Source organism: Pseudomonas sp. K2I15 (assembly GCF_002204795.1).
Taxonomy (GTDB): Bacteria; Pseudomonadota; Gammaproteobacteria; order Pseudomonadales; family Pseudomonadaceae; genus Aquipseudomonas.
This window is the reverse complement of the sequence record NZ_NIXO01000047.1, coordinates 1-19,950: the sequence shown is the minus strand read 5'-3', so window position 1 is coordinate 19,950 and position 19,950 is coordinate 1. Positions and strand designations below refer to the sequence as shown.

The 19,950-nt window shown below is 60.2% G+C and carries 14 protein-coding genes and 1 pseudogene; 11 read left to right on the top strand and 4 right to left on the bottom strand.

Annotation, left to right across the window (positions count from 1 at the left end):
- Window positions 1-30 precede the first annotated feature (30 nt).
- A complete protein-coding gene (locus CEC48_RS23295; protein WP_088425895.1) occupies window positions 31-567 on the bottom strand; it encodes a chorismate mutase in 537 nt (178 codons plus the stop codon).
- 188 nt (window positions 568-755) lie between these two features.
- Entirely contained in the window at window positions 756-2,162 is a 1,407-nt protein-coding gene (glnA, locus tag CEC48_RS23290; RefSeq protein ID WP_076018125.1) for a glutamate--ammonia ligase, read from the bottom strand.
- Window positions 2,163-2,496: 334 nt separating this feature from the next.
- Between glnA and thiI the strand changes: the two genes are divergently transcribed.
- Together thiI and typA are read left to right on the top strand one after the other, a co-directional pair.
- Window positions 2,497-3,951: a tRNA uracil 4-sulfurtransferase ThiI gene (gene thiI, locus CEC48_RS23280; protein ID WP_088425893.1), complete on the top strand. Its 1,455-nt coding sequence runs from the start codon at window positions 2,497-2,499 to the stop codon at window positions 3,949-3,951.
- A gap of 139 nt (window positions 3,952-4,090) precedes the next feature.
- Complete coding sequence (typA, locus tag CEC48_RS23275) at window positions 4,091-5,911, top strand: translational GTPase TypA (protein ID WP_088425892.1); 1,821 nt, start codon at window positions 4,091-4,093, stop codon at window positions 5,909-5,911.
- A 189-nt stretch (window positions 5,912-6,100) separates the two neighbouring features.
- Here the strand turns inward: typA and CEC48_RS23270 are convergent, their stop codons facing one another.
- Complete coding sequence (locus tag CEC48_RS23270) at window positions 6,101-6,535, bottom strand: YkgJ family cysteine cluster protein (protein ID WP_088425891.1); 435 nt, start codon at window positions 6,533-6,535, stop codon at window positions 6,101-6,103.
- Between the two features lie 235 nt (window positions 6,536-6,770).
- Between CEC48_RS23270 and CEC48_RS23265 the strand changes: the two genes are divergently transcribed.
- The 6 genes from CEC48_RS23265 to CEC48_RS23240 all read left to right on the top strand — a co-directional run bounded on the left by CEC48_RS23265 (window position 6,771) and on the right by CEC48_RS23240 (window position 16,545).
- Window positions 6,771-9,221, top strand: a complete 2,451-nt coding sequence (locus CEC48_RS23265; protein WP_088425890.1) for a glycogen/starch/alpha-glucan phosphorylase — start codon at window positions 6,771-6,773, stop codon at window positions 9,219-9,221.
- Between the two features lie 185 nt (window positions 9,222-9,406).
- Complete coding sequence (locus tag CEC48_RS23260; protein WP_088425889.1) at window positions 9,407-12,943, top strand: DUF2339 domain-containing protein; 3,537 nt, start codon at window positions 9,407-9,409, stop codon at window positions 12,941-12,943.
- Window positions 12,943-14,298, top strand: coding sequence for a DUF3999 domain-containing protein (locus CEC48_RS23255; protein WP_088425888.1), 1,356 nt, complete (start codon window positions 12,943-12,945; stop codon window positions 14,296-14,298). Before CEC48_RS23260 ends, CEC48_RS23255 begins: the two co-directional genes overlap by 1 nt.
- Before the next feature lie 107 nt (window positions 14,299-14,405).
- Window positions 14,406-15,416: a class 1 fructose-bisphosphatase gene (locus CEC48_RS23250; RefSeq protein ID WP_003217989.1), complete on the top strand. Its 1,011-nt coding sequence runs from the start codon at window positions 14,406-14,408 to the stop codon at window positions 15,414-15,416.
- Between the two features lie 272 nt (window positions 15,417-15,688).
- Window positions 15,689-15,943, top strand: coding sequence for a hypothetical protein (locus CEC48_RS23245; protein WP_003217986.1), 255 nt, complete (start codon window positions 15,689-15,691; stop codon window positions 15,941-15,943).
- A gap of 32 nt (window positions 15,944-15,975) precedes the next feature.
- Window positions 15,976-16,545, top strand: a complete 570-nt coding sequence (locus CEC48_RS23240) for a lipocalin family protein (protein WP_088425887.1) — start codon at window positions 15,976-15,978, stop codon at window positions 16,543-16,545.
- Between the two features lie 67 nt (window positions 16,546-16,612).
- Here the strand turns inward: CEC48_RS23240 and CEC48_RS23235 are convergent, their stop codons facing one another.
- Window positions 16,613-17,977, bottom strand: coding sequence for a formimidoylglutamate deiminase (locus CEC48_RS23235; RefSeq protein WP_088425886.1), 1,365 nt, complete (start codon window positions 17,975-17,977; stop codon window positions 16,613-16,615).
- A 147-nt stretch (window positions 17,978-18,124) separates the two neighbouring features.
- Here CEC48_RS23235 and hutC point away from each other — a divergent pair, with 147 nt between their 5' ends.
- The 3 genes and pseudogenes from hutC to CEC48_RS23220 form a co-directional block, all read left to right on the top strand.
- Window positions 18,125-18,835 carry a histidine utilization repressor gene (gene hutC, locus CEC48_RS23230; RefSeq protein ID WP_256579770.1) on the top strand — a complete coding sequence of 237 codons (711 nt, stop codon included), beginning with the start codon at window positions 18,125-18,127 and terminating at the stop codon, window positions 18,833-18,835.
- Window positions 18,832-19,389, top strand: a complete 558-nt coding sequence (locus CEC48_RS23225; protein ID WP_088425885.1) for a HutD family protein — start codon at window positions 18,832-18,834, stop codon at window positions 19,387-19,389. Before hutC ends, CEC48_RS23225 begins: the two co-directional genes overlap by 4 nt.
- 389 nt (window positions 19,390-19,778) lie before the next feature.
- A pseudogene (locus tag CEC48_RS23220) lies at window positions 19,779-19,950 on the top strand (urocanate hydratase); the annotation flags it as partial.

Sequence of the window (19,950 nt, the reverse complement as noted above, 5' to 3'; positions counted from 1 at the left end):
TTCAGGAAAGCCAAAAGGCTTTCCTGAGGCTCAGCCTTTGTAGAGGCACAGCTCGGCGGTGGCGCGGATCATCGCCAGTTGGTGCAGCGGGTCGTTTGCAGGTGCGTGATTGGCCTGGGCCAGCCATTGCGGACATTGCGGGTTGCTGCGCTCGGGCGTGAAGTCCGCCAGTTGTTGCAGCAGGCGTTTTTGCAACAGGTCCAGTTTAGGGCGAATCTGCCCGACCAAATCAGGACGTGGGTCGTTGGGTGCCTTGCCTTGAAGCTGCCAGTCGGACAAGTGGGCGTACTGCACCAGTTTGTTCGCCTCGATCTGGGCCGAGAAAAACTGCTCGGCCTGCGCCGGTGCCAGCTTGTAGCTCGGCGCCTGGGCGACGACGCTGGCGATCACATCCTGCTCTCGCGGCCGGTCTTCAACGGGCTTGTGGCTGTCCCATTTGCTCAGGGCCACCTGGTCGGCAATCGCCAGGCGTTCGGCGATGCTGTCGTGCAGTGGGGCCAGAGTCGGTGGTGCGGCGAATACGTTGGTGCTGATGGCCAGCAAGATGAACCCAAGTTTGAGTTTCAAGGCAGATCCCTCTTCTGTAGGAGCGAGCTTGCTCGCGAAGGTCGTTAACGATAACGCGTAAATATTGAAGAAATACGGCGCCTTTGAATTTTTCGCGAGCAAGCCCGCTCCCACAGGGTTTTGCGGGCAAAAAAAGACCTCCCGAAGGAGGTCTTTTTTGTCACGCTACGTTAAGCGGCGCTACCGGATCAGCAGCTGTAGTACAGCTCGTATTCCAGTGGGTGTACGAAGGTGCGGACCTTGATTTCTTCTTCGCTTTTCAGGGCGATGTAGGCATCGATAAAGTCGTCGCTGAACACGCCGCCTTTGGTCAGGAACGCACGGCCCTTGTCCAGCTCTTCCAGGGCTTCTTTCAGGCTGCCGCACACTTGTGGGATCTCTTTGGCCTCTTCAGGCGGCAGGTCGTACAAGTTTTTGTCGGCGGCGTCGCCTGGGTGAATCTTGTTCTGGATACCGTCCAGGCCGGCCATTACCAGGGCCGCGAAGGCCAGGTACGGGTTGGCTGCTGGATCCGGGAAGCGAGCTTCGATACGGCGAGCACGAGGGCTGGACACGTAAGGAATGCGGATCGAAGCGGAACGGTTGCGAGCCGAGTAGGCCAGCATGACTGGAGCTTCGAAACCTGGGACCAGACGCTTGTAGGAGTTGGTCGACGGGTTGGTGAAGCCGTTCAGGGCCTTACCGTGTTTGATGATACCGCCGATGAAGTACAGGGCAGTGTCGGACAGGCCGGCATAACCTTCGCCAGCGAAGGTGTTCTTGCCATCTTTGGCGATGGACAGGTGAACGTGCATACCCGAACCGTTATCGCCGTACAGAGGCTTAGGCATGAAGGTAGCGGTACGGCCGTAGGCATCAGCCACGTTGTGTACGCAGTACTTCAGGGTCTGAACTTCGTCAGCCTTGGCAACCAGGGTGTTGAACTTCACACCGATTTCGTTCTGGCCGGCAGTCGCCACTTCGTGGTGGTGAACTTCGATGACCAGGCCCATCTCTTCCATGGCGTTGCACATGGAGGTACGGATTTCGTGGTCGTGGTCGAACGGAGGAACCGGGAAGTAGCCGCCTTTGATACCAGGACGGTGGCCTTTGTTGCCGCCTTCGATGTCCTGGTCGGACATCCACGAACCTTGTTCGGAGAAGATCTTGAACATGGAGCCAGAGATGTCGGACTTGAACTTGACCGAATCGAAGATGAAGAATTCTGGTTCTGGGCCAACGAATACGGTGTCACCGATACCGGTCGACTTCAGGTATTCCTCGGCACGCTTGGCGATCGCACGTGGGTCACGGTCGTAGCCTTGCATGGTCGAAGGCTCGATCACGTCGCAGACGATGATCAAAGTTGGGTCTTCGGTGAACGGGTCGAGTACGGCGGTGCTGTCGTCCGGCATCAGGATCATGTCGGAAGCTTCGATGCCTTTCCAACCGGCAATGGAGGAACCGTCGAACATTTTGCCTTCTTCGAAGAAGGCGTCATCCAGCGCGTCGCGAGCCGGCATGGTCACGTGGTGCTGAGTGCCTTTTGTGTCCGTGAAGCGCAGATCAATCCATTTGACGTCATGATCTTTGATGAGTTGAACCGACTTCGACATAGTGTCCTCCGGGTGGCTTCGGGCTGGGGTAGTGGAGTTAGCCCTTAGAATGTGGGTGATGCCGGCGCGAATACTCGACCAAGGCAACCTGCCTCACAAGAGAGCAAATTGCATGCCAGTGCCCCGACATGGGTTTTTTGCCACAAAAACGCCCCTATAAAGGTGCAATCCGCTAAAACGGAAGAAATTGCGCACCGCAATGTAGCGCTAATTTTCGATTATGACCCGTTTTGGTGCGCGAAAGGTCCGTTGCATATTAACTGGTTAAACCTTGAGCGATTTCCGCTATAATCCGCGCCCCCCTTTTTCGGCTGGGCCTGCGCGCGCTGTTTTCATGAAATTAATCGTTAAAGTATTCCCCGAGATCACCATCAAGAGCCGACCGGTACGGATGCGTTTCATCCGTCAATTGGCCAAGAACATCCGTGCCGTGCTCCGCGATCTGGACCCGGCTGTGGTGGTGAACGGTGTGTGGGACAATCTCGAACTGGAAACCCGCCTCACAGACCCCAAGGCCTTGAAGGACATGACCGAGCGCTTGAGCTGCGTGCCGGGCATCGCGCATTTCCTGCAGGTTGACGAGTACCCGCTGGGCGACTTCGACGACATCACCGAAAAGTGCAAACAGCACTACGGCGATGTACTGGCGGGCAAGGTGTTTTCGGTGCGCTGCAAACGCGCCGGCAAGCACCCGTTCACCTCCATGGATGTAGAGAAATACGTTGGCAGCAAGCTGCGTCGCGAGTGCGGCGCAGCCGGAATTTCCCTGAAAGAGCCGCAAATTGAAGTGCGCATGGAAATTCGCGACCAACGGTTGTTTGTGATCCACAGCCAGCACGACAGCATCGGCGGTTACCCGCTGGGCGCACTGGAACAGACCCTGGTATTGATGTCTGGCGGTTTCGATTCCACCGTGGCGGCCTACCAGATCATGCGCCGCGGGCTGATGAGCCACTTCTGCTTCTTTAACCTGGGCGGGCGTGCCCACGAATTGGGCGTGATGGAAGTCGCGCATTACATCTGGAAGAAGTACGGCAGCTCGCAACGGGTGCTGTTTGTCAGCGTACCGTTCGAGGAAGTCCTGGGAGAAATTCTCGGGAAAGTCGATAACAGTCATATGGGCGTAGTATTGAAGCGTATGATGTTGCGCGCTGCGTCCCGAATCGCGGATCGGCTGGAAATCGACGCACTGGTCACCGGTGAAGCGATTTCCCAGGTGTCCAGCCAGACCCTGCCGAACCTGTCGTTGATCGACTCTGTGACCGAGAAGCTGGTATTGCGCCCGCTGATCGCCAGTCACAAGCAAGACATCATCGACCTGGCGACCCAGATCGGCACGGCGGATTTCGCCAAGCACATGCCGGAATATTGCGGGGTCATCTCGGTGAACCCCAAGACCCACGCCAAGCGCAACCGCGTGGAGTACGAAGAACAACAGTTCGACATGGCGGTGCTCGAGCGTGCGCTTGAGAACGCCAAACTGGTGCCGATCGATCGGGTTATCGACGAATTGGGCCAGGATTTGCAGATCGAAGAAGTCAGCGAGGCTCTGGCCGGTCAGATCATCATCGACATCCGTCACCCGGATGCCGCTGAAGACGAGCCGCTGGAAATTGCTGGCATCGACGTACAAACGCTGCCGTTCTATGCATTGAATGCGCGTTTCAAGGAACTGGATGACAGCCGTCAGTACCTGTTGTATTGCGACAAAGGCGTGATGAGTCGCCTGCATGCCCACCATTTGCTCAGTGAGGGGCATGCCAATGTGCGCGTTTATCGACCGAGCTAAGAGCCCGGGGCTGTTTGCCTGTGGCCTGCGTCACCGGCCCCCCGACTCTGCCGTCAAGCTGTAACGGCAAGGCCTGACTCTACTGTTAATCGCTGCCACGACCTGTCAGCACACCGAATCCTCTGATCGAGATACACAAGTGATCGAAAATCTACGCAACATCGCCATCATTGCTCACGTTGACCATGGTAAGACCACCCTGGTAGACAAACTCTTGCGTCAATCCGGCACCCTGGAGCGCAACGAGCTCAACGACGAGCGCGTGATGGACTCCAACGACCAGGAGAAAGAGCGCGGTATTACCATTCTGGCGAAAAACACCGCCATCAACTGGAACGGCTACCACATCAACATCGTGGACACCCCGGGCCACGCCGACTTCGGCGGCGAAGTTGAACGCGTAATGTCGATGGTTGACTCCGTTCTGCTGCTGGTTGACGCTCAAGACGGCCCTATGCCGCAAACCCGTTTCGTGACCAAGAAGGCTTTCGAAGCCGGCCTGCGTCCAATCGTGGTGATCAACAAGGTTGACCGTCCAGGCGCACGCCCGGACTGGGTTCTGGACCAGATCTTCGACCTGTTCGACAACCTGGGTGCTACCGAAGAACAGCTGGACTTCAAAGTCGTCTACGCCTCGGCCCTGAACGGCATTGCCGGTCTGGAACACACCGACATGGCTGAAGACATGACCCCGCTGTACCAGTCGATCGTCGACAACGTACCTGCGCCGAAAGTCGACCGCGATGGTCCGTTCCAGATGCAAATCTCCGCACTGGACTACAACAGCTTCCTGGGCATCATCGGCGTTGGCCGTATCGCTCGTGGTCGCGTCAAGCCGAATACTCCGGTTGTGGCTATCGATGCTGATGGCAAGCGCCGTAACGGCCGTATCCTGAAGCTGATGGGTCACCACGGTCTGCACCGTGTAGACGTTGAAGAAGCAGCTGCCGGCGACATCGTCTGCATCAGCGGCTTCGACCAGCTGTTCATCTCCGACACCCTGTGCGACCCACAGAACGTTGAAGCGATGAAGCCGCTGACCGTTGACGAACCCACCGTTTCGATGACCTTCCAGGTTAACGACTCGCCGTTCTGCGGCCGTGAAGGCAAGTTCGTCACCAGCCGTAACATCAAAGAGCGTCTGGACAAAGAACTGCTCTACAACGTTGCCCTGCGCGTTGAAGAAGGCGACACCGCCGACAAGTTCAAAGTCTCTGGCCGTGGTGAGCTGCACCTCTCGGTACTGATCGAAACCATGCGTCGCGAAGGCTTCGAAATGGGTGTTGGTCGTCCGGAAGTGATCATCCGCATGGTTGACGGCGTCAAGCACGAACCGTACGAAAACGTGACCATCGACCTGCCGGAAGAATCGCAAGGTTCGATCATGGAACAGATCGGTATCCGTAAAGGCGACCTGACCAACATGGTTCCGGATGGCAAGGGCCGTGTGCGCCTTGAGTACAACATCCCGGCTCGTGGCTTGATCGGTTTCCGTAACGAGTTCCTGACCCTGACCTCCGGTGCAGGCATCCTGACCTCGATCTTCGACCGTTACGACGTGATGAAGTCCGGCGACATGTCCGGCCGTCAGAACGGCGTGCTGGTTTCGGTTGCTACCGGTAAGGCTCTGACTTACTCGCTGGAAACCCTGCAAGCTCGCGGCAAACTGTTCCTGGGTCACGGTGAAGACGTGTACGAAGGTCAAATCGTCGGCATCAACAGCCGCGACAACGACCTGGGCGTCAACCCAACCAAAGGCAAGAAGCTCGACAACATGCGTGCTTCGGGTAAAGACGAAACCATCGCTCTGGTTCCGCCTATCCGCTTCACCCTGGAGCAGGCTCTGGAATTCGTTCAAGAAGACGAATTGTGCGAAGTCACTCCTAAGTCCATCCGTCTTCGCAAGAAGATCCTGGGCGAAAGCGAGCGTACCCGCGCTGCGAAAAAATCCGGTAACTAAGTCTCTTAGTTAGCTGTAAAAAAAACGCCCCCGACCTTACGGTCGGGGGCGTTTTTGTTTGTCTGGGGTTTGTGCGGTGACTATCCGGGCCCCTTCGCGAGCAAGCCCGCTCCCACATTTGGAATGCATTTCAAATGTGGGAGCGGGCTTGCTCGCGAAGGCGGTAGTTCAGGCAATAAAGAATTTGGATCAGAACTTATCGAGCGTGCGCAATTTAGTCTCGCGCACCACTTCCTTCGGCTTGTACGCGCAATACCCAGGCCGTGGCCCGATTTTCGGGTGATTGCGGCAAGTATCCGGGCGCTTGTCATAAATAGTGCAGAAGCGGCTCTTACGATCCAGGTACAGGCAATCGTTGTTGCTCATGCGCTGCAGGGTAAAAATCTCGGATTTGGAGTTGAAGCGCTCCACGATGCCTTCTTTCTGCAAGCGCTTGGCGATGTTCTTCGGCGGGTCGCCACGCTCGAACTCATCGACGATACCGATGCGGATCAGGTCCTTGATCTTCACCTCAACCGGCAGGGTGCAGCAGCTCGACACACAGCCGCCACACATATGGCTTGAGTATTTCTGCCAGGTCTCGAGACGGTCGAGTTCCGCGGCGGCGATCAGTTGAGGCTTCATCAGGTTTCCAAGAGGGGTGTTATCCGGCGCGGGATCATACCGGAATTGGTGTTTTTTTGAACAATATCTTCCAGGTTTCAGCTCGAAGGCTGTGTTAAGCCACAAACGGGCACGGCCCCTGCATCTAATTAGCGCAAAGGTGAATGAGTTAAAAAACTGCCGAACCAGAGCGTCTACGGTCTGTCAGACCGTCTAGGCTCTAGCAACTCCTTCTATCTCGCCCGAGGTCGCATCGATGTCTCAGGAACCGCTTGTACGAGAAGCAGAGGTAGCCGCATTTCGCGATGCTGTCTTGACCAAACTTACCTATGCGGTGGGCAAGGACCCCGATCACGCCTTCGACCACGACTGGTTCGAAGCCATTGCACTGGCCGCCCGCGACCATATGGTCGAGCACTGGATGGACCACACGCGGAACATCTACCGCAAGGGACAGAAGCGGGTCTATTACCTCTCGCTGGAATTCCTGATCGGCCGTCTGCTCTACGACAGCCTGAGCAACCTCGGCCTGCTGGACGTGGCCCGCGAGGCCATGAGCGAGCTGGGCGTGGACATGGAGCGCATTCGCCTGCTGGAGCCCGACGCGGCCCTGGGCAACGGTGGCCTTGGCCGTCTGGCTGCGTGCTTTATGGAAAGCATGTCGACGCTGGGCATTGCCGGCCACGGTTATGGCATTCGTTATGAACACGGGCTGTTCCGCCAGGCGATTGTCGATGGCTGGCAGCAGGAACAAACCGAACGCTGGCTGGATTTCGGCAACCCATGGGAGTTCGAGCGCGCTGAAGTGATCTACCCGATCGGCTTTGGCGGCAGTGTGGAAACCCTGTTGGACGCCTCCGGCAAGTCGATTCAGGTCTGGTCACCGAATGAAACCGTACGCGCAGTAGCTTATGACACGCCGGTAGTCGGCTGGCGCGGCGCCAGCGTCAACACCTTGCGCCTGTGGCGTGCCCGCGCGGTAGAGGACCTGCACCTGGAACGCTTCAACGCCGGTGACCACCTGGGCGCCGTTGCCGAAGTGGCCCGCGCCGAAAGCATCTCCCGAGTGCTTTACCCGGCAGACAGCACCGAAGCAGGGCAGGAACTGCGCCTGCGCCAGGAATACTTCTTCGTTTCCGCCTCGCTGCAGGATTTGCTGCGCCGCCACAAAAACATGCACGGCTCAGTGCTGAGCCTGGGCGAACACGCGGCCATCCAGCTCAATGACACGCACCCATCGATTGCGGTGGCCGAGTTGATGCGCCAGTTGGTCGACCTGCACGACATCCCGTGGGAGGCCGCGTGGGACGTGACCGTCGAAACCCTGTCGTACACCAACCACACCCTGCTGCCCGAGGCCTTGGAGACGTGGCCGGTAGGTTTGATGGAACGCATGCTGCCGCGGCACATGCAGATCATCTACCTGATCAACGCCCAACATATCGACTCGCTGCGGGCCAAGGGCATTCATGACTTTGACGTGCTGCGCGCAGTGTCGCTGATCGAAGAAGACAACGGCCGCCGCGTGCGCATGGGCAACCTGGCATTCCTCGGTTCCCACAGCGTGAACGGCGTGTCGGGCCTGCACACCCAACTGATGCGCAGCACGGTGTTCTCCGAACTGCACAAGCTCTACCCGGACCGCATCAATAACAAAACCAACGGCATTACCTTCCGCCGCTGGCTGTTCCAGGCCAACCCCAAGCTCACCGCGATGCTGGTGGAAGCGCTGGGCCCGGACATTCTCGACAACATCGAAACCCGCCTGGTAGAGCTGGAAACCTTTGCCGAGAAGCAAGCCTTCCGCAAAGCCTTCGCCGAACAGCGCCTGCACAGCAAGCGCGCGCTGGCTGACATCATTCACGAACGCCTGGGGATTTCGGTCAACCCGGCGGCGATGTTTGATGTGCAGGTCAAGCGGATCCACGAGTACAAGCGCCAGTTGTTGAACCTGCTGCACACCGTCGCGCTGTACCAGGCGATTCGTGCCGAGCCGGGCACCGACTGGGTGCCTCGGGTGAAGATCTTTGCCGGCAAGGCGGCGGCCAGTTATCACCAGGCCAAGCTGATCATCAAGCTGACCAACGACATCGCCCGTACCGTCAACAACGACCCTACCGTGCGCGGTTTGCTCAAGGTGGTGTTCCTGCCCAACTACAACGTCAGCCTGGCGGAAAGCATCATTCCGGCGGCCGACCTGTCGGAGCAGATCTCCACCGCTGGCTTTGAGGCCTCTGGCACCAGCAACATGAAGTTCGGCCTCAACGGCGCGTTGACCATCGGCACCATGGATGGCGCCAACGTCGAGATGCACGAGCGGGTGGGCGGCGACCACATGTTCATCTTCGGCCTCAGCGCCGAGCAGGTGGAAGCGCGCAAACATGCCGGTGAGTTCAATGCCGGGCCGGACGTTGCCGCGTCCCATCGCTTGAACGATGTGCTGCAAGCGATTCGCGGCGGGGTGTTCTCGCCGGATGATCCGGGCCGTTACGCTGGGCTGGTGGATTCGCTGATCGACTACGACCGCTTCCTGGTATGCGCTGACTTCGATTCCTACTGGGATGCCCAGGCGCGGGTCGAGGCGCATTGGCACGACTCCAAGGAATGGTGGCGCTCGGCGGTGCTCAATACCGCGCGCATGGGTTGGTTCTCGTCGGACCGGACCATCCGCGAATACGCGACCGAGATCTGGAAAGCGTTGGATTAGACACCGCAATACAAAATGTGGGAGCGGCGGTGCGACGATTCGACTTGCTCGCGAAAGCGCAGTGTCAGTCGACGAATTTGTGACTGATCCACCGCCTTTGCGAGCAAGCCCGCTCCCACATTGGGTCCGTGTCGATATACTGAGCATCGCCTTTGCCCGCTTCGGGCTGCTTAGGGATATCGACCATGCAATGGATTTTCATGCTGATTGGCCTGGTGCTTGGCTGGACACTCGATGAGTCGTTCAGTGATGCGGGCATTGGAGCGCTGCTCGGTTTGGGCATTGGCCAGGCGATTCGCCTGTCGATGCTCGCCTCGCGCACGGATGAACAAGGCCGTCAGCTGGAATCTGCCCGCAACGCCCTGAAGGTGGTCGAGCAACGTCTGGCCTTGCTGGAAAGGCCGGGTCCCGTTGAAACCCTCGAACCAATCTTTGTCGAAGAGCCACTGCCGGCAACGGCTGCGCCCGAACTCGTCTGGGAATTACCCGCCGATCTGGAACCTGCCTACGCAACGTTAGCGGCCGAACCCAGCCAGCCATTGCCGGCTGACGTCTGGAGGGCTGAACCGAGCGAAAGCATCCCTGAACAACCTGCCGCGCCTGCGGTACCTCGTGGCCCCAACTTCATCGAGCGCGCCATCAGCGGTGCACGCAACTGGCTGTTCGGTGGCAACACCGTGCTGCGGGTCGGCGTGGTGCTGTTGTTCCTCGGCCTGGCCTTCCTGCTGCGTTATGCCACTGAAGGCATGGTGGTGCCGATCGAGTTGCGTTACGCGGGCGTTGCTGGCTGCGCGCTGGCCTTGCTGGGCCTGGGCTGGTGGCTGCGGCTGCGCAACAGCAATTACGGGTTGATGCTGCAAGGTACCGGCATCGCCGTGTTGTACCTGACGGTGTTCGCCGCCATGCGCCTGCACCCGCTGCTTGATCCCGGTGCAGCCCTTGGCTTGCTGGTGGCTGTCACGGTGTTCTCGGCGATCCTGGCGATTACCCAGGACGCCCTCGGCCTGGCCTGCGCCGCCGCGCTCGGCGGGTTTGCCGCGCCGATTCTTACGTCTACCGGCGCCGGCAACCACGTGGCGCTGTTCAGCTATTTCGCCCTGCTCAACGCGGGCATTCTTGCCATCGCCTGGTTCAAGGCCTGGCGCCTGCTCAACCTGATCGGTTTCGTCGGCACCTTCGGCATCGGCTTCGCCTGGGGCATGCGCTCCTATACGCCGGAGCTGTTGTGGAGCACCGAGCTGTTCCTGGTTCTGTTTTTCCTGATGTACCTGGGCATTGGCCTATTGTTCGCCCGGCGCAAGCTGCTGGAGATGAACGACGCACCGGACGATGACAGCCGTGGCGCGTTGCTGCGCTGGTCGGCGGCCAAGGGCGATTATGTCGACGGCAGCATGCTGTTTGGCCCGCCGGTGGTGGGCTTCGGGTTGCAGTTTGCGCTGGTGCAGCACCTGGAGTTTGCTGCTGCGTTCAGTGCGCTGGCTCTGGGCATCATCTACATGGGCCTGGCTCGTTTGCTGAGTGGCGGTCGCGCCTTGCTGCTGGCGGAAACCTGCCTGGCACTGGGTGTGATCTTCGCCAGCCTGGCGATTCCCCTGGGCCTCGACGCACGCTGGACCGCGGCGGCCTGGGCCGTGGAAGGCGCCGGGATCTTCTGGCTAGGCCTGCGCCAGCAGCGGCCTTTGGCGCGGGCGTTCGGCTTGCTGTTGCAAGTCGGCTCGGCGCTGGCGTTCCTCAGCGAATTGCGGATTGGAGAGACCAGCCTGTTGGATGGCGCACCGTTGGGTGCGCTGCTGCTGGGCGCTGCATTGCTGTTCAGTTTCCATCAACTGCGCAAGGCCCCGGCTGAGCAGTCGGCGGATTGGGAACGTCGTGGCTTGCCGGTATTGGCCAGTGTCGGCCTGGGCTTCTTGTACCTGCTGGCTCCGCTGCTGTTGTTGACCCAAGGCACGGCCATCAGTTGGGCGATTGCCGGCCTTGCGACCTTGCTGGTCGGCCTGCGCATCGGCTCGCGCACGTTCCTCTTCACCGCGTTTGCCGTGCAACTGCTGGGCGGGGCGCTGTTCTTGCTGCGGTTGCAGGCGGGCGCCGATTCGGGTGCGGTGTTCAGTGCGGGCTGGAGCGGCTTGCTCACCGCCTCGCTGATTGGCCTGGCGTTGATCGGCGGCATGCTGCTGGCGGCGCGGGACAGCATGGTGCGCAGCGATGTGCGGTTGTTGCGTGGCCTCTCGTTGGTGCTGCTGGCCGGGCTGGTGCTGATCAACCTGGCGGTGCTGTTTGTATTGCCGTGGGAGACCGCCAGCGGCGTGTGGGCGGCCAGCGGCTTGTTGATCATCTGGCTGAGCCTCTACCTGCAACAGCGCGTGAGCTTTGTCTTCGGGTTGCTGCTGCAAGTCATCGGCGGCGCTTCCTTCCTGATCGCGGTGCCGGACCTGCTCGGGCCGCTGACCAGCGAGGGCTTGCGGCCTTTGGGCCATAGCGGTTTCTGGACGCCAATGGTGCTCGGGCTGGCAGCGCTGATCGGTGCCTGGCGCTTGCAGCGTCGGCCCCATGCGCCGGTGTTCGAGGTGCTGAGTTTGCAGCGGTTGTCCGACGTGCTGTTGGTGTGGGGGGCGGCCTGGTGGACGCTGGCGTTGGTCAGCGAAGTGCTGCGTTTTGCGCCATCGATGCTGCAAGGCACCTGGTTGCTGGCAATGGCGGCAGTGAGTGTGGCGATCTGGGCGGTGCTGGCCCTGCGGCTGCAATGGGCGTCGCTGGGCCTGTTGTGCACGCTGTTGATGCCGGCGGCGGGCGTGGTGTTGCTGGGCGCGTGGGGCTCGCGTTATCACCCGGCGGCGAATGTCGCCTGGCTGGCGTGGGCGGCGGTGTTTGCGGTGCACTTCGTGTCGCTGCGTCGTCTGGCCTTGGTCATCCCGGAAAAAGCCCTGAGCGCTGCGCATGTGCTCGGCTGCTGGCTGCTGATCGGCGTGCTGGCGCTGGAGTTGCGCTACGGCCTGTTGTTGCTGTCCGAGGAATACAACGCCTGGCGCTGGCTGGGCTGGGCGATTCTGCCAAGCCTGTACCTGGTGCTGGCCGCCGCGCCGCGCAGTTGGCCATGGCCGGTGTCGGCGTACCCGCGCGAGTACCGGTTGTATGCCGCGTTGCCTCTGGCAGTGCTGATGCTTGGCTGGTTCTGGCTGGCGAATATCTTCAGTGACGGCACCGCCGAGCCGCTGCCGTATGTGCCACTGCTTAATCCGCTGGATCTGGGATTGTTGTTCGCGCTGCTGGGTGTGTACCTGTGGTCCCGAAGCGCGGCTCCCCAGCGCGGGCCGCGCGCCGAGCTGGTCGCCCAGGCGGTTGCCGGCGTTTCGTTGTTCGCCTTCTTCACCGCGCTGGTGATGCGCACGGCTCACCATTGGGGCGGCGTGCCGTTCCATCTGGATGCGCTGCTTGCGTCGATGCTGGTGCAGGCCGGGCTGTCGATCGTCTGGACCCTGATCGCCCTGAGCCTGATGATCGGCGGCCATCTGCGTCATCGTCGCGAGGTGTGGCTGATCGGTGCGGCGCTGATTGCCGTGGTGGTCGCCAAATTGTTCTTCGTCGAATTGAGCAACCGTGGCGGGCTGGCGCGGATCGTATCGTTTATTGGTGTGGGCGGGCTGTTGCTGGTGGTGGGCTATTTCGCCCCGCTGCCGCCCAAGCGCGCCGAGCCGGTGGTTGAAACTGAAGGAGTGGCCTCTTGATGGGCAAACTGAGTGTGGCGCTGTTGGGGTTGTGCACAACGTTATCGGCCTGGGCCCAGGAAACACCTGCCGATTTCACCACGCGGGTACCGCTGACGGTCAGCGGCGAAGGCCCGTGGTACCGCCTGGAGCTGCCGCTGGCGGTGCAGTTGAGCGCCCGCCAGGCCGACCTGAGTGACGTACGTGTGTTCAACGCAGCCGGCGAGCAACAGGCCTACGCGCTGGCGCGGCAGTCGGCGCAAAGCACTGAAAGCCGCAGCCCGGCCAACGTGAAGTGGTTCCCGCTGTACGCCGCCGCTGACTCCACTGAAGCCGTGCCCAGCGTGCGCGTGCAATCCACGGCCACCGGCACGCTGGTGCAGGTGCAGCCGCCGAGCCAACTGGAAGCGGGCGAAGAAGTGTTGCGCGGTTGGCTGCTCGATGCCAGTGCGATCAAGGCGCCGTTGCAGCAACTGATCCTCGACTGGACCAGCGAGCGCGACGGCTTCCAGCGTTTCAGCATCGAAGCCAGCGACGACTTGCAGCACTGGCGCTCGTGGGGCGAAGGGCAGGTCGCTCGGCTGTCGTTTGCCGATGAACGCGTCGAGCAACATGAAGTGAGTTTGCCGGGGCAATCGGCGCGTTATCTGCGCCTGTTGTGGAAAGGCCAGGCGGCACCGGTGCTGACGTCGGCGCAACTGGAGAGTGTCAGTGCGCATAGTTTGCCGTTGCCGCTGGTATGGTCGCAGCCACTGTCGGGTAGCCGTCTCAAGGCGGGCGAATATAGCTGGCAGCTGCCCAACGCGCTGAACGTCGAACGTCTGCGCATCGACTTGAACCAAGCCAATAGCCTCGCGCCGGTCACCTTGTCGGGCCGCCGGGAAAGCAATCAGGCCTGGCAGCCCCTGAGCAGCGGGTTGCTCTACCGGCTGACGCAAAACGGCCAGGATGTTTTACAGAACGAATTGCAGCTGCCGGGCCAGGCTGTTGCGCAGCTCAAGCTCGACGTGGACGAGCGTGGCGGTGGTCTGGGTGTGGAAGCGCCGACCTTGAGCTTTGCGGTACGGGCCACGCAGTTGGTGTTCCTGGCGCGGGGCGAGCCACCGTTTACCCTGGCGTTGGGCAATCCGTCGGTGAAAGGTGCGAACTTGCCGCTGTCGACGCTGATTCCGGATTACAGCGCCGAACGCCTCGCCGGGCTTGGGCAGGCCAAGGCGGCGGGGGCGGTGGTGGTCACATCGCCGACAGTTGAGGCCCCTGTTGATGCCGGGCCGAACTGGAAAAAGCTCGGTCTTTGGGCCGTGCTGCTGCTCGGTGTGGCGGCACTGGGAGCCATGGCCTACAGTTTGCTGCGCAAGCCGCCGGTGGCGCGTTAAATAATGTCCATGAACTCTATTGGGTTTAAATCCTCTGATAGGAGGAAATACGCCCCGACTCGCGTTAAACTGCGCGGGTTTTTAGCCCCCAAATTCCGGAGCCTTCCATGTCCCGCGTTACCCTGAGTCGCTATTTGATCGAGCAGACCCGCAGCAACAACACGCCTGCCGATCTGCGCTTCCTTATCGAAGTGGTGGCGCGTGCTTGCAAGGAAATCAGCCACGCCGTCTCCAAAGGCGCGTTGGGTGGTGTCCTGGGCAGCATGGGCACTGAAAACGTACAAGGCGAAGTGCAGAAGAAACTCGACGTGATTTCCAACGAAATCCTGCTCGAAGCCAACGAATGGGGCGGTCACCTGGCCGGCATGGCGTCCGAAGAAATGGACAATGCCTACCAGATCCCGGGCAAATACCCGAAAGGCGCGTACCTGCTGGTATTCGACCCGTTGGACGGCTCGTCGAACATCGACATCAACGCTCCGGTCGGCACCATCTTCTCGGTACTGCGTTGCCCGAACGAATACCTGAGCCAGAACGAAGCGCTGAACGAAAAGGCCTTCCTGCAGCCAGGTACCGAGCAGGTTGCTGCCGGTTATGCGATCTACGGCCCGCAGACCATGCTGGTACTGACCCTGGGCGACGGCGTCAAAGGCTTCACCCTGGACCGCGAAATGGGCAGCTTCGTGCTGACCCACGAAGACATCACCATTCCTGCGTCCACCCAGGAATTTGCGATCAACATGTCCAACCAGCGCCACTGGGAAGAGCCAGTCACCCGCTATGTGGGCGAGTTGATGGCAGGTGAAGAAGGCCCGTTGAAGAAGAACTTCAACATGCGCTGGGTGGCCGCGATGGTTGCCGACGTGCACCGTATCCTGACCCGTGGTGGCCTGTTCATGTACCCACGTGACAGCCGCGAGCCCTCCAAACCGGGCAAACTGCGCCTGATGTACGAAGCCAACCCTATGTCGTTCCTGGTTGAGCAGGCGGGCGGAGCGTCTACCGACGGCCACCAGCGCATCCTCGACATCCAGCCTGAAGGCCTGCACCAGCGTGTGGCGGTGTTCCTGGGCTCGAAGGAAGAAGTTGAGCGTGTGACCGGTTACCACAAGGCGTAAGTCTTTGCGCAAGCCCTTGTGGCGAGGGAGCTTGCTCCCGTTGGGCTGCGAAGCGGCCCCAAGAAGCTTGCGGGCGCTGCGCACCCGAACGGGAGCAAACTTCCTCGCCACAGATGAATTCAAGACGTGAAGTTTTGAACGATAAGAAGCCCCGAAACGTTTCAGCGTTTTCGGGGTTTTTTTGTTTTCGCTCGTCGGGAACCAGACACCTCTTTTCCCTTCTAAGCTTCTGGCAGACCCCCAAGCTGCTTCGTCTCTCCAGGAGTTATTCCATGTCGTTACGCCGTCTCGCCCTGTTGTCGTTTTGCGTGCTTCTGGCCGCTTGCAGCAAGGTCACTCAAGAAAATTACGCAAAATTGTCGGCCGGCATGCCCAAGGCCGAAGTTGAGTCGTTGCTGGGTAAGCCGACTGATTGTTCTGGCGCACTGGGTATGTCCAGTTGCACCTGGGGCGATAAAAACAGCTTTATCAGCGTGCAATACGCCGGTGACAAAGTACTGATTTTTTCCGGGCAAGGCCTGAAGTAAACCGGGGCGAAAGCCCGCGGGAGAAAAACAACATGATGCGTTTCGTTCTATACCTCTGCGCCAGCCTGTTTTTGGCGGGCTGCGCCAGCCATTCTGGCGATGATCTGCAACCCAAGACTGTTGGCAGCGTCAACTTCAAGCGTTACCAGGGCACCTGGTATGAGTTGGCCCGTTTACCGATGTACTTCCAGCGCAATTGCGCACAGTCCGAAGCCCGCTACACGCTGTTGCCCGATGGCAATATGTCGGTGTTCAACCGCTGCCTGACGCCTGAGTGGAAGTGGCAAGAAGCCAAGGGCACCGCAACGCCGCAGGTCGCCGGCAAGACCGACAAGCTCTGGGTCGAATTCAATAACTGGTTCACCGCGTTGTTGCCGGGTGTGGCCAAGGGTGATTACTGGGTGCTTTACGTCAGCGATGACTACAAGACCGCCATTGTTGGTAGCCCGAACCGGCGCTACATGTGGTTGTTGTCACGCACGCCGACCGTCAGCGCCGACACCCGCGAAGACCTGCTGAGCAGGGCGCGGCAACAGGGGTATGACACCACTCGGTTGATCTGGCGTACGTCGGACAAGCAGATGGCGAAGACGTCTCAGTAATACGAAACAGCGCCAATCCAATGTGGGAGCGGGCAAGCCCGCTCCCACATTTGTTATGTGTCGTCTGTTAGCCCAGTAAATCCCGCAATACCTGGGTAAACGCGCGGCTGCTGTCTTCTTCGGCGGCGTGATGCCCGTCGCGAATCACCCACTGGCCGTTGACCAGCACGTCGCGCACCTGGCGATCACCACCGGCAAACAGCCAGCGATTGAGAATCCCGTCTTCGTTCGCCGTCGCCAGGTACGGATCATTGCCGTCCAGCACCAGCCAGTCTGCACGCTTGCCGACTTCCAGGCGCCCAATCGGCTGCCCCAGCGCTTCGGCACCGCCGTCCAGCGCGGCATCGAACAGCGTACGGCCGACCATCGGCTGATCGCTGCGATACAGCCGGTTGCGCCGTTGGTCCCGCAACCGCTGGCCGTATTCCAGCCAGCGCAATTCTTCCACCACGCTCAAGGAAACGTGGCTGTCGGAACCAATCCCCATACGCCCGCCCTGGGCCAGGAAATCAACCGCCGGGAAAATCCCGTCGCCCAGGTTGGCTTCGGTGGTCAGGCACAGCCCGGCAATCGCCCGGCTCTTGGCCATCAACGTCACTTCTTCCGGGTTGGCGTGGGTGGCGTGCACCAGGCACCAGCGCTGATCCACTTCAACATTGTCATACAGCCATTGCAGCGGACGCTTGCCGCTCCACGCCAGGCAGTCGTTGACTTCCTTCTGCTGCTCGGCGATGTGGATATGCACCGGGCACGCTTTATCGCTGGCGGCCAGCACTTCGCTGATCTGCTGCGGTGTGACCGCGCGCAGCGAGTGGAAGCACAAGCCCAGTTGCTGCGCCGGTTGCGCGGCCAGAATCGGTTGCAGGCGTGATTGCAGGTTCAGGTAGTTCTCGGTGCTGTTGATAAAACGCCGCTGGCCTTCGTTGGGGGCCTGGCCGCCGAAACCGGAGTGGCTGTAGAGCACCGGCAGCAAGGTCAGGCCGATACCGCTGCTGGCGGCCGCCTGGCTGATTTGCCGCGACAGCTCCGCAGGGTCGGCATACGGCTGGCCGCTGACGTCGTGGTGCACATAATGAAATTCGGCCACCGAGGTGTAGCCGGCCTTGAGCATCTCGATATACAGCTGGCGGGCGATGACCTGCAACTGGTCGGGGCTGATCTTGCCGACCATCCGATACATCAGGTCGCGCCAGGTCCAGAAGCTGTCATTCGGGTTGCCGGCCACTTCCGCCAGCCCGGCCATTGCCCGCTGGAACGCGTGGGAATGCAGGTTCGGCATGCCCGCCAACACCGGGCCCCTGAGCCGTTCGGCGCCGTCTGCGCTGGCGTTGGGCTCAACCTTGGTCAGCACGCCATCGGCGCTGACTTCAAGACGTACATCATTGGCCCATCCATTAGGCAGCAGCGCGCGTTCGGCAAAGAAAGCGGACATGATTCAGGCACCCCGGTCGTGTGTTTATTTGTATATACATATACAGACGTTTGCCTGCTCGGTAAACTCCGGCAAGCTATGCTTCTTTTTCACCAACAAGGATTCCCTGTGCCGACTCCGCCCGCCAAGTCTCCACTGGCTGCCCACATGGACGAAAGTCCGGCGCCCTTGTATGCCCGTGTCAAACAGATGATCAGCCAGCAGATTCTCAACGGCAACTGGCCGCCGCATTATCGCGTGCCGTCGGAGAGCGAATTGGTCAACCAGTTGGGCTTCAGCCGCATGACCATCAACCGCGCCCTGCGCGAGTTGACCGCCGAAGGCCTGCTGGTGCGCATGCAAGGCGTGGGCACATTTGTCGCCGAGCCCAAGAGCCAGTCGGCCCTGTTTGAAGTGCACAACATTGCCGATGAGATCGCCTCCCGCGGTCATCGTCATACGTGCAAGGTGATCACCCTCGGTGAAGAAGCCGCCGGTTCCGAGCGCGCCGTGGCCCTGGAAATGCGCGAAGGCGGGCGGGTGTTCCACTCGCTGATCGTGCACTACGAAAACGACATCCCGGTGCAAATCGAAGACCGCTTCGTCAACGCCCTGGTAGCGCCGGAATACCTGCAACAGGATTTCACCCAGCAAACACCTTATGCCTACCTCAACCAGGTGGCGCCGCTGACCGAAGGCGAGCACGTGGTGGAGGCGATCCTGGCCGATGCCCACGAATGCAAGCTGCTGCAAATCGAAACCAGCGAGCCGTGCCTGTTGATTCGCCGCCGCACCTGGTCTGGCCGCCAACCGGTAACAGCGGCGCGTTTGATCCACCCCGGTTCGCGTCATAGCCTGGAAGGACGTTTCAGTAAATGAGTTCGATGAAAGTCTGGCGCGCCGCCGATTACGTGCGTATGCCGTGGAAAAACGGCGGCGGCAGCACTGAAGAAATCACCCGTGACGCGGGCGAGGGCCTGGATGGCTTTGGCTGGCGCCTGTCGATTGCCGATATCGGCGAGTCGGGCGGGTTCTCTACCTTTGCCGGGTACCAGCGCATCATCACCGTGCTGCAAGGCTCGGGCATGGTGCTGACGGTGGATGGCGACGAGCAGCGCGGGTTGTTACCGCTGGAGCCGTTCGCGTTCAAGGGTGACAGCCAGGTGTCCTGCCGGTTGGTGGGCGGGCCGATCCGCGACTTCAACCTGATCTATTCGCCGCAGCGCTATCAGGCGCGGTTGCAGTGGATGGACGGCACGCAGCGTTTCTTCAGTGCGGCGCACACCGTGCTGGTGTTCAGCGTGGGCGACGAGGTGAAGGTGCTCGATGAGCGGCTGAACCGTCACGACTGCCTGCAATTGGACGGTAACACCGGCCTGCTGGACGTCAGCGTCACTGGCCGCTGCTGCGTTATTGAACTGACCGCACACTAAACCACTGTAGGAGCGAGCTTGCTCGCGAAGGTATTTCAGGCGTATTGCTGTGTTGAATGTACCTTTTTCGCGAGCAAGCTCGCTCCTAAAAAAACTGTTCCCACTCCTCGCACCAACTTGTTACCGAATGCCCCAGCATGGCGCAAAAGCCTGCCTGAGTAACAAGCCTCCCTCGCTGTAAAAAACCTCTGCAAGAAAATTCACCAAGGCGCTTAGCCCTGTTTTTCAAGGCCTGCGCTCCCGTTCACAAAAAATCTGCAACTGCCCTCAGCCAAGTTGGCCGCTTGATTGCATATGCTTGTATGTACAAGTAAAGATGTGTGCGTAAGAGTCCATGAATATCTCTTCGCACCAGTCATGTTCGCGCATTGATCGTTGAGGAATTTTTTGTGACCAAGCCTACCCAGTACCGTGACGTCGAAATCCGCGCTGCCCGCGGCAACACGCTGACCGCCAAAAGCTGGCTGACTGAAGCGCCGCTGCGCATGCTGATGAACAACCTCGACCCACAGGTGGCCGAAAACCCGAAAGAACTGGTGGTGTACGGCGGCATCGGCCGTG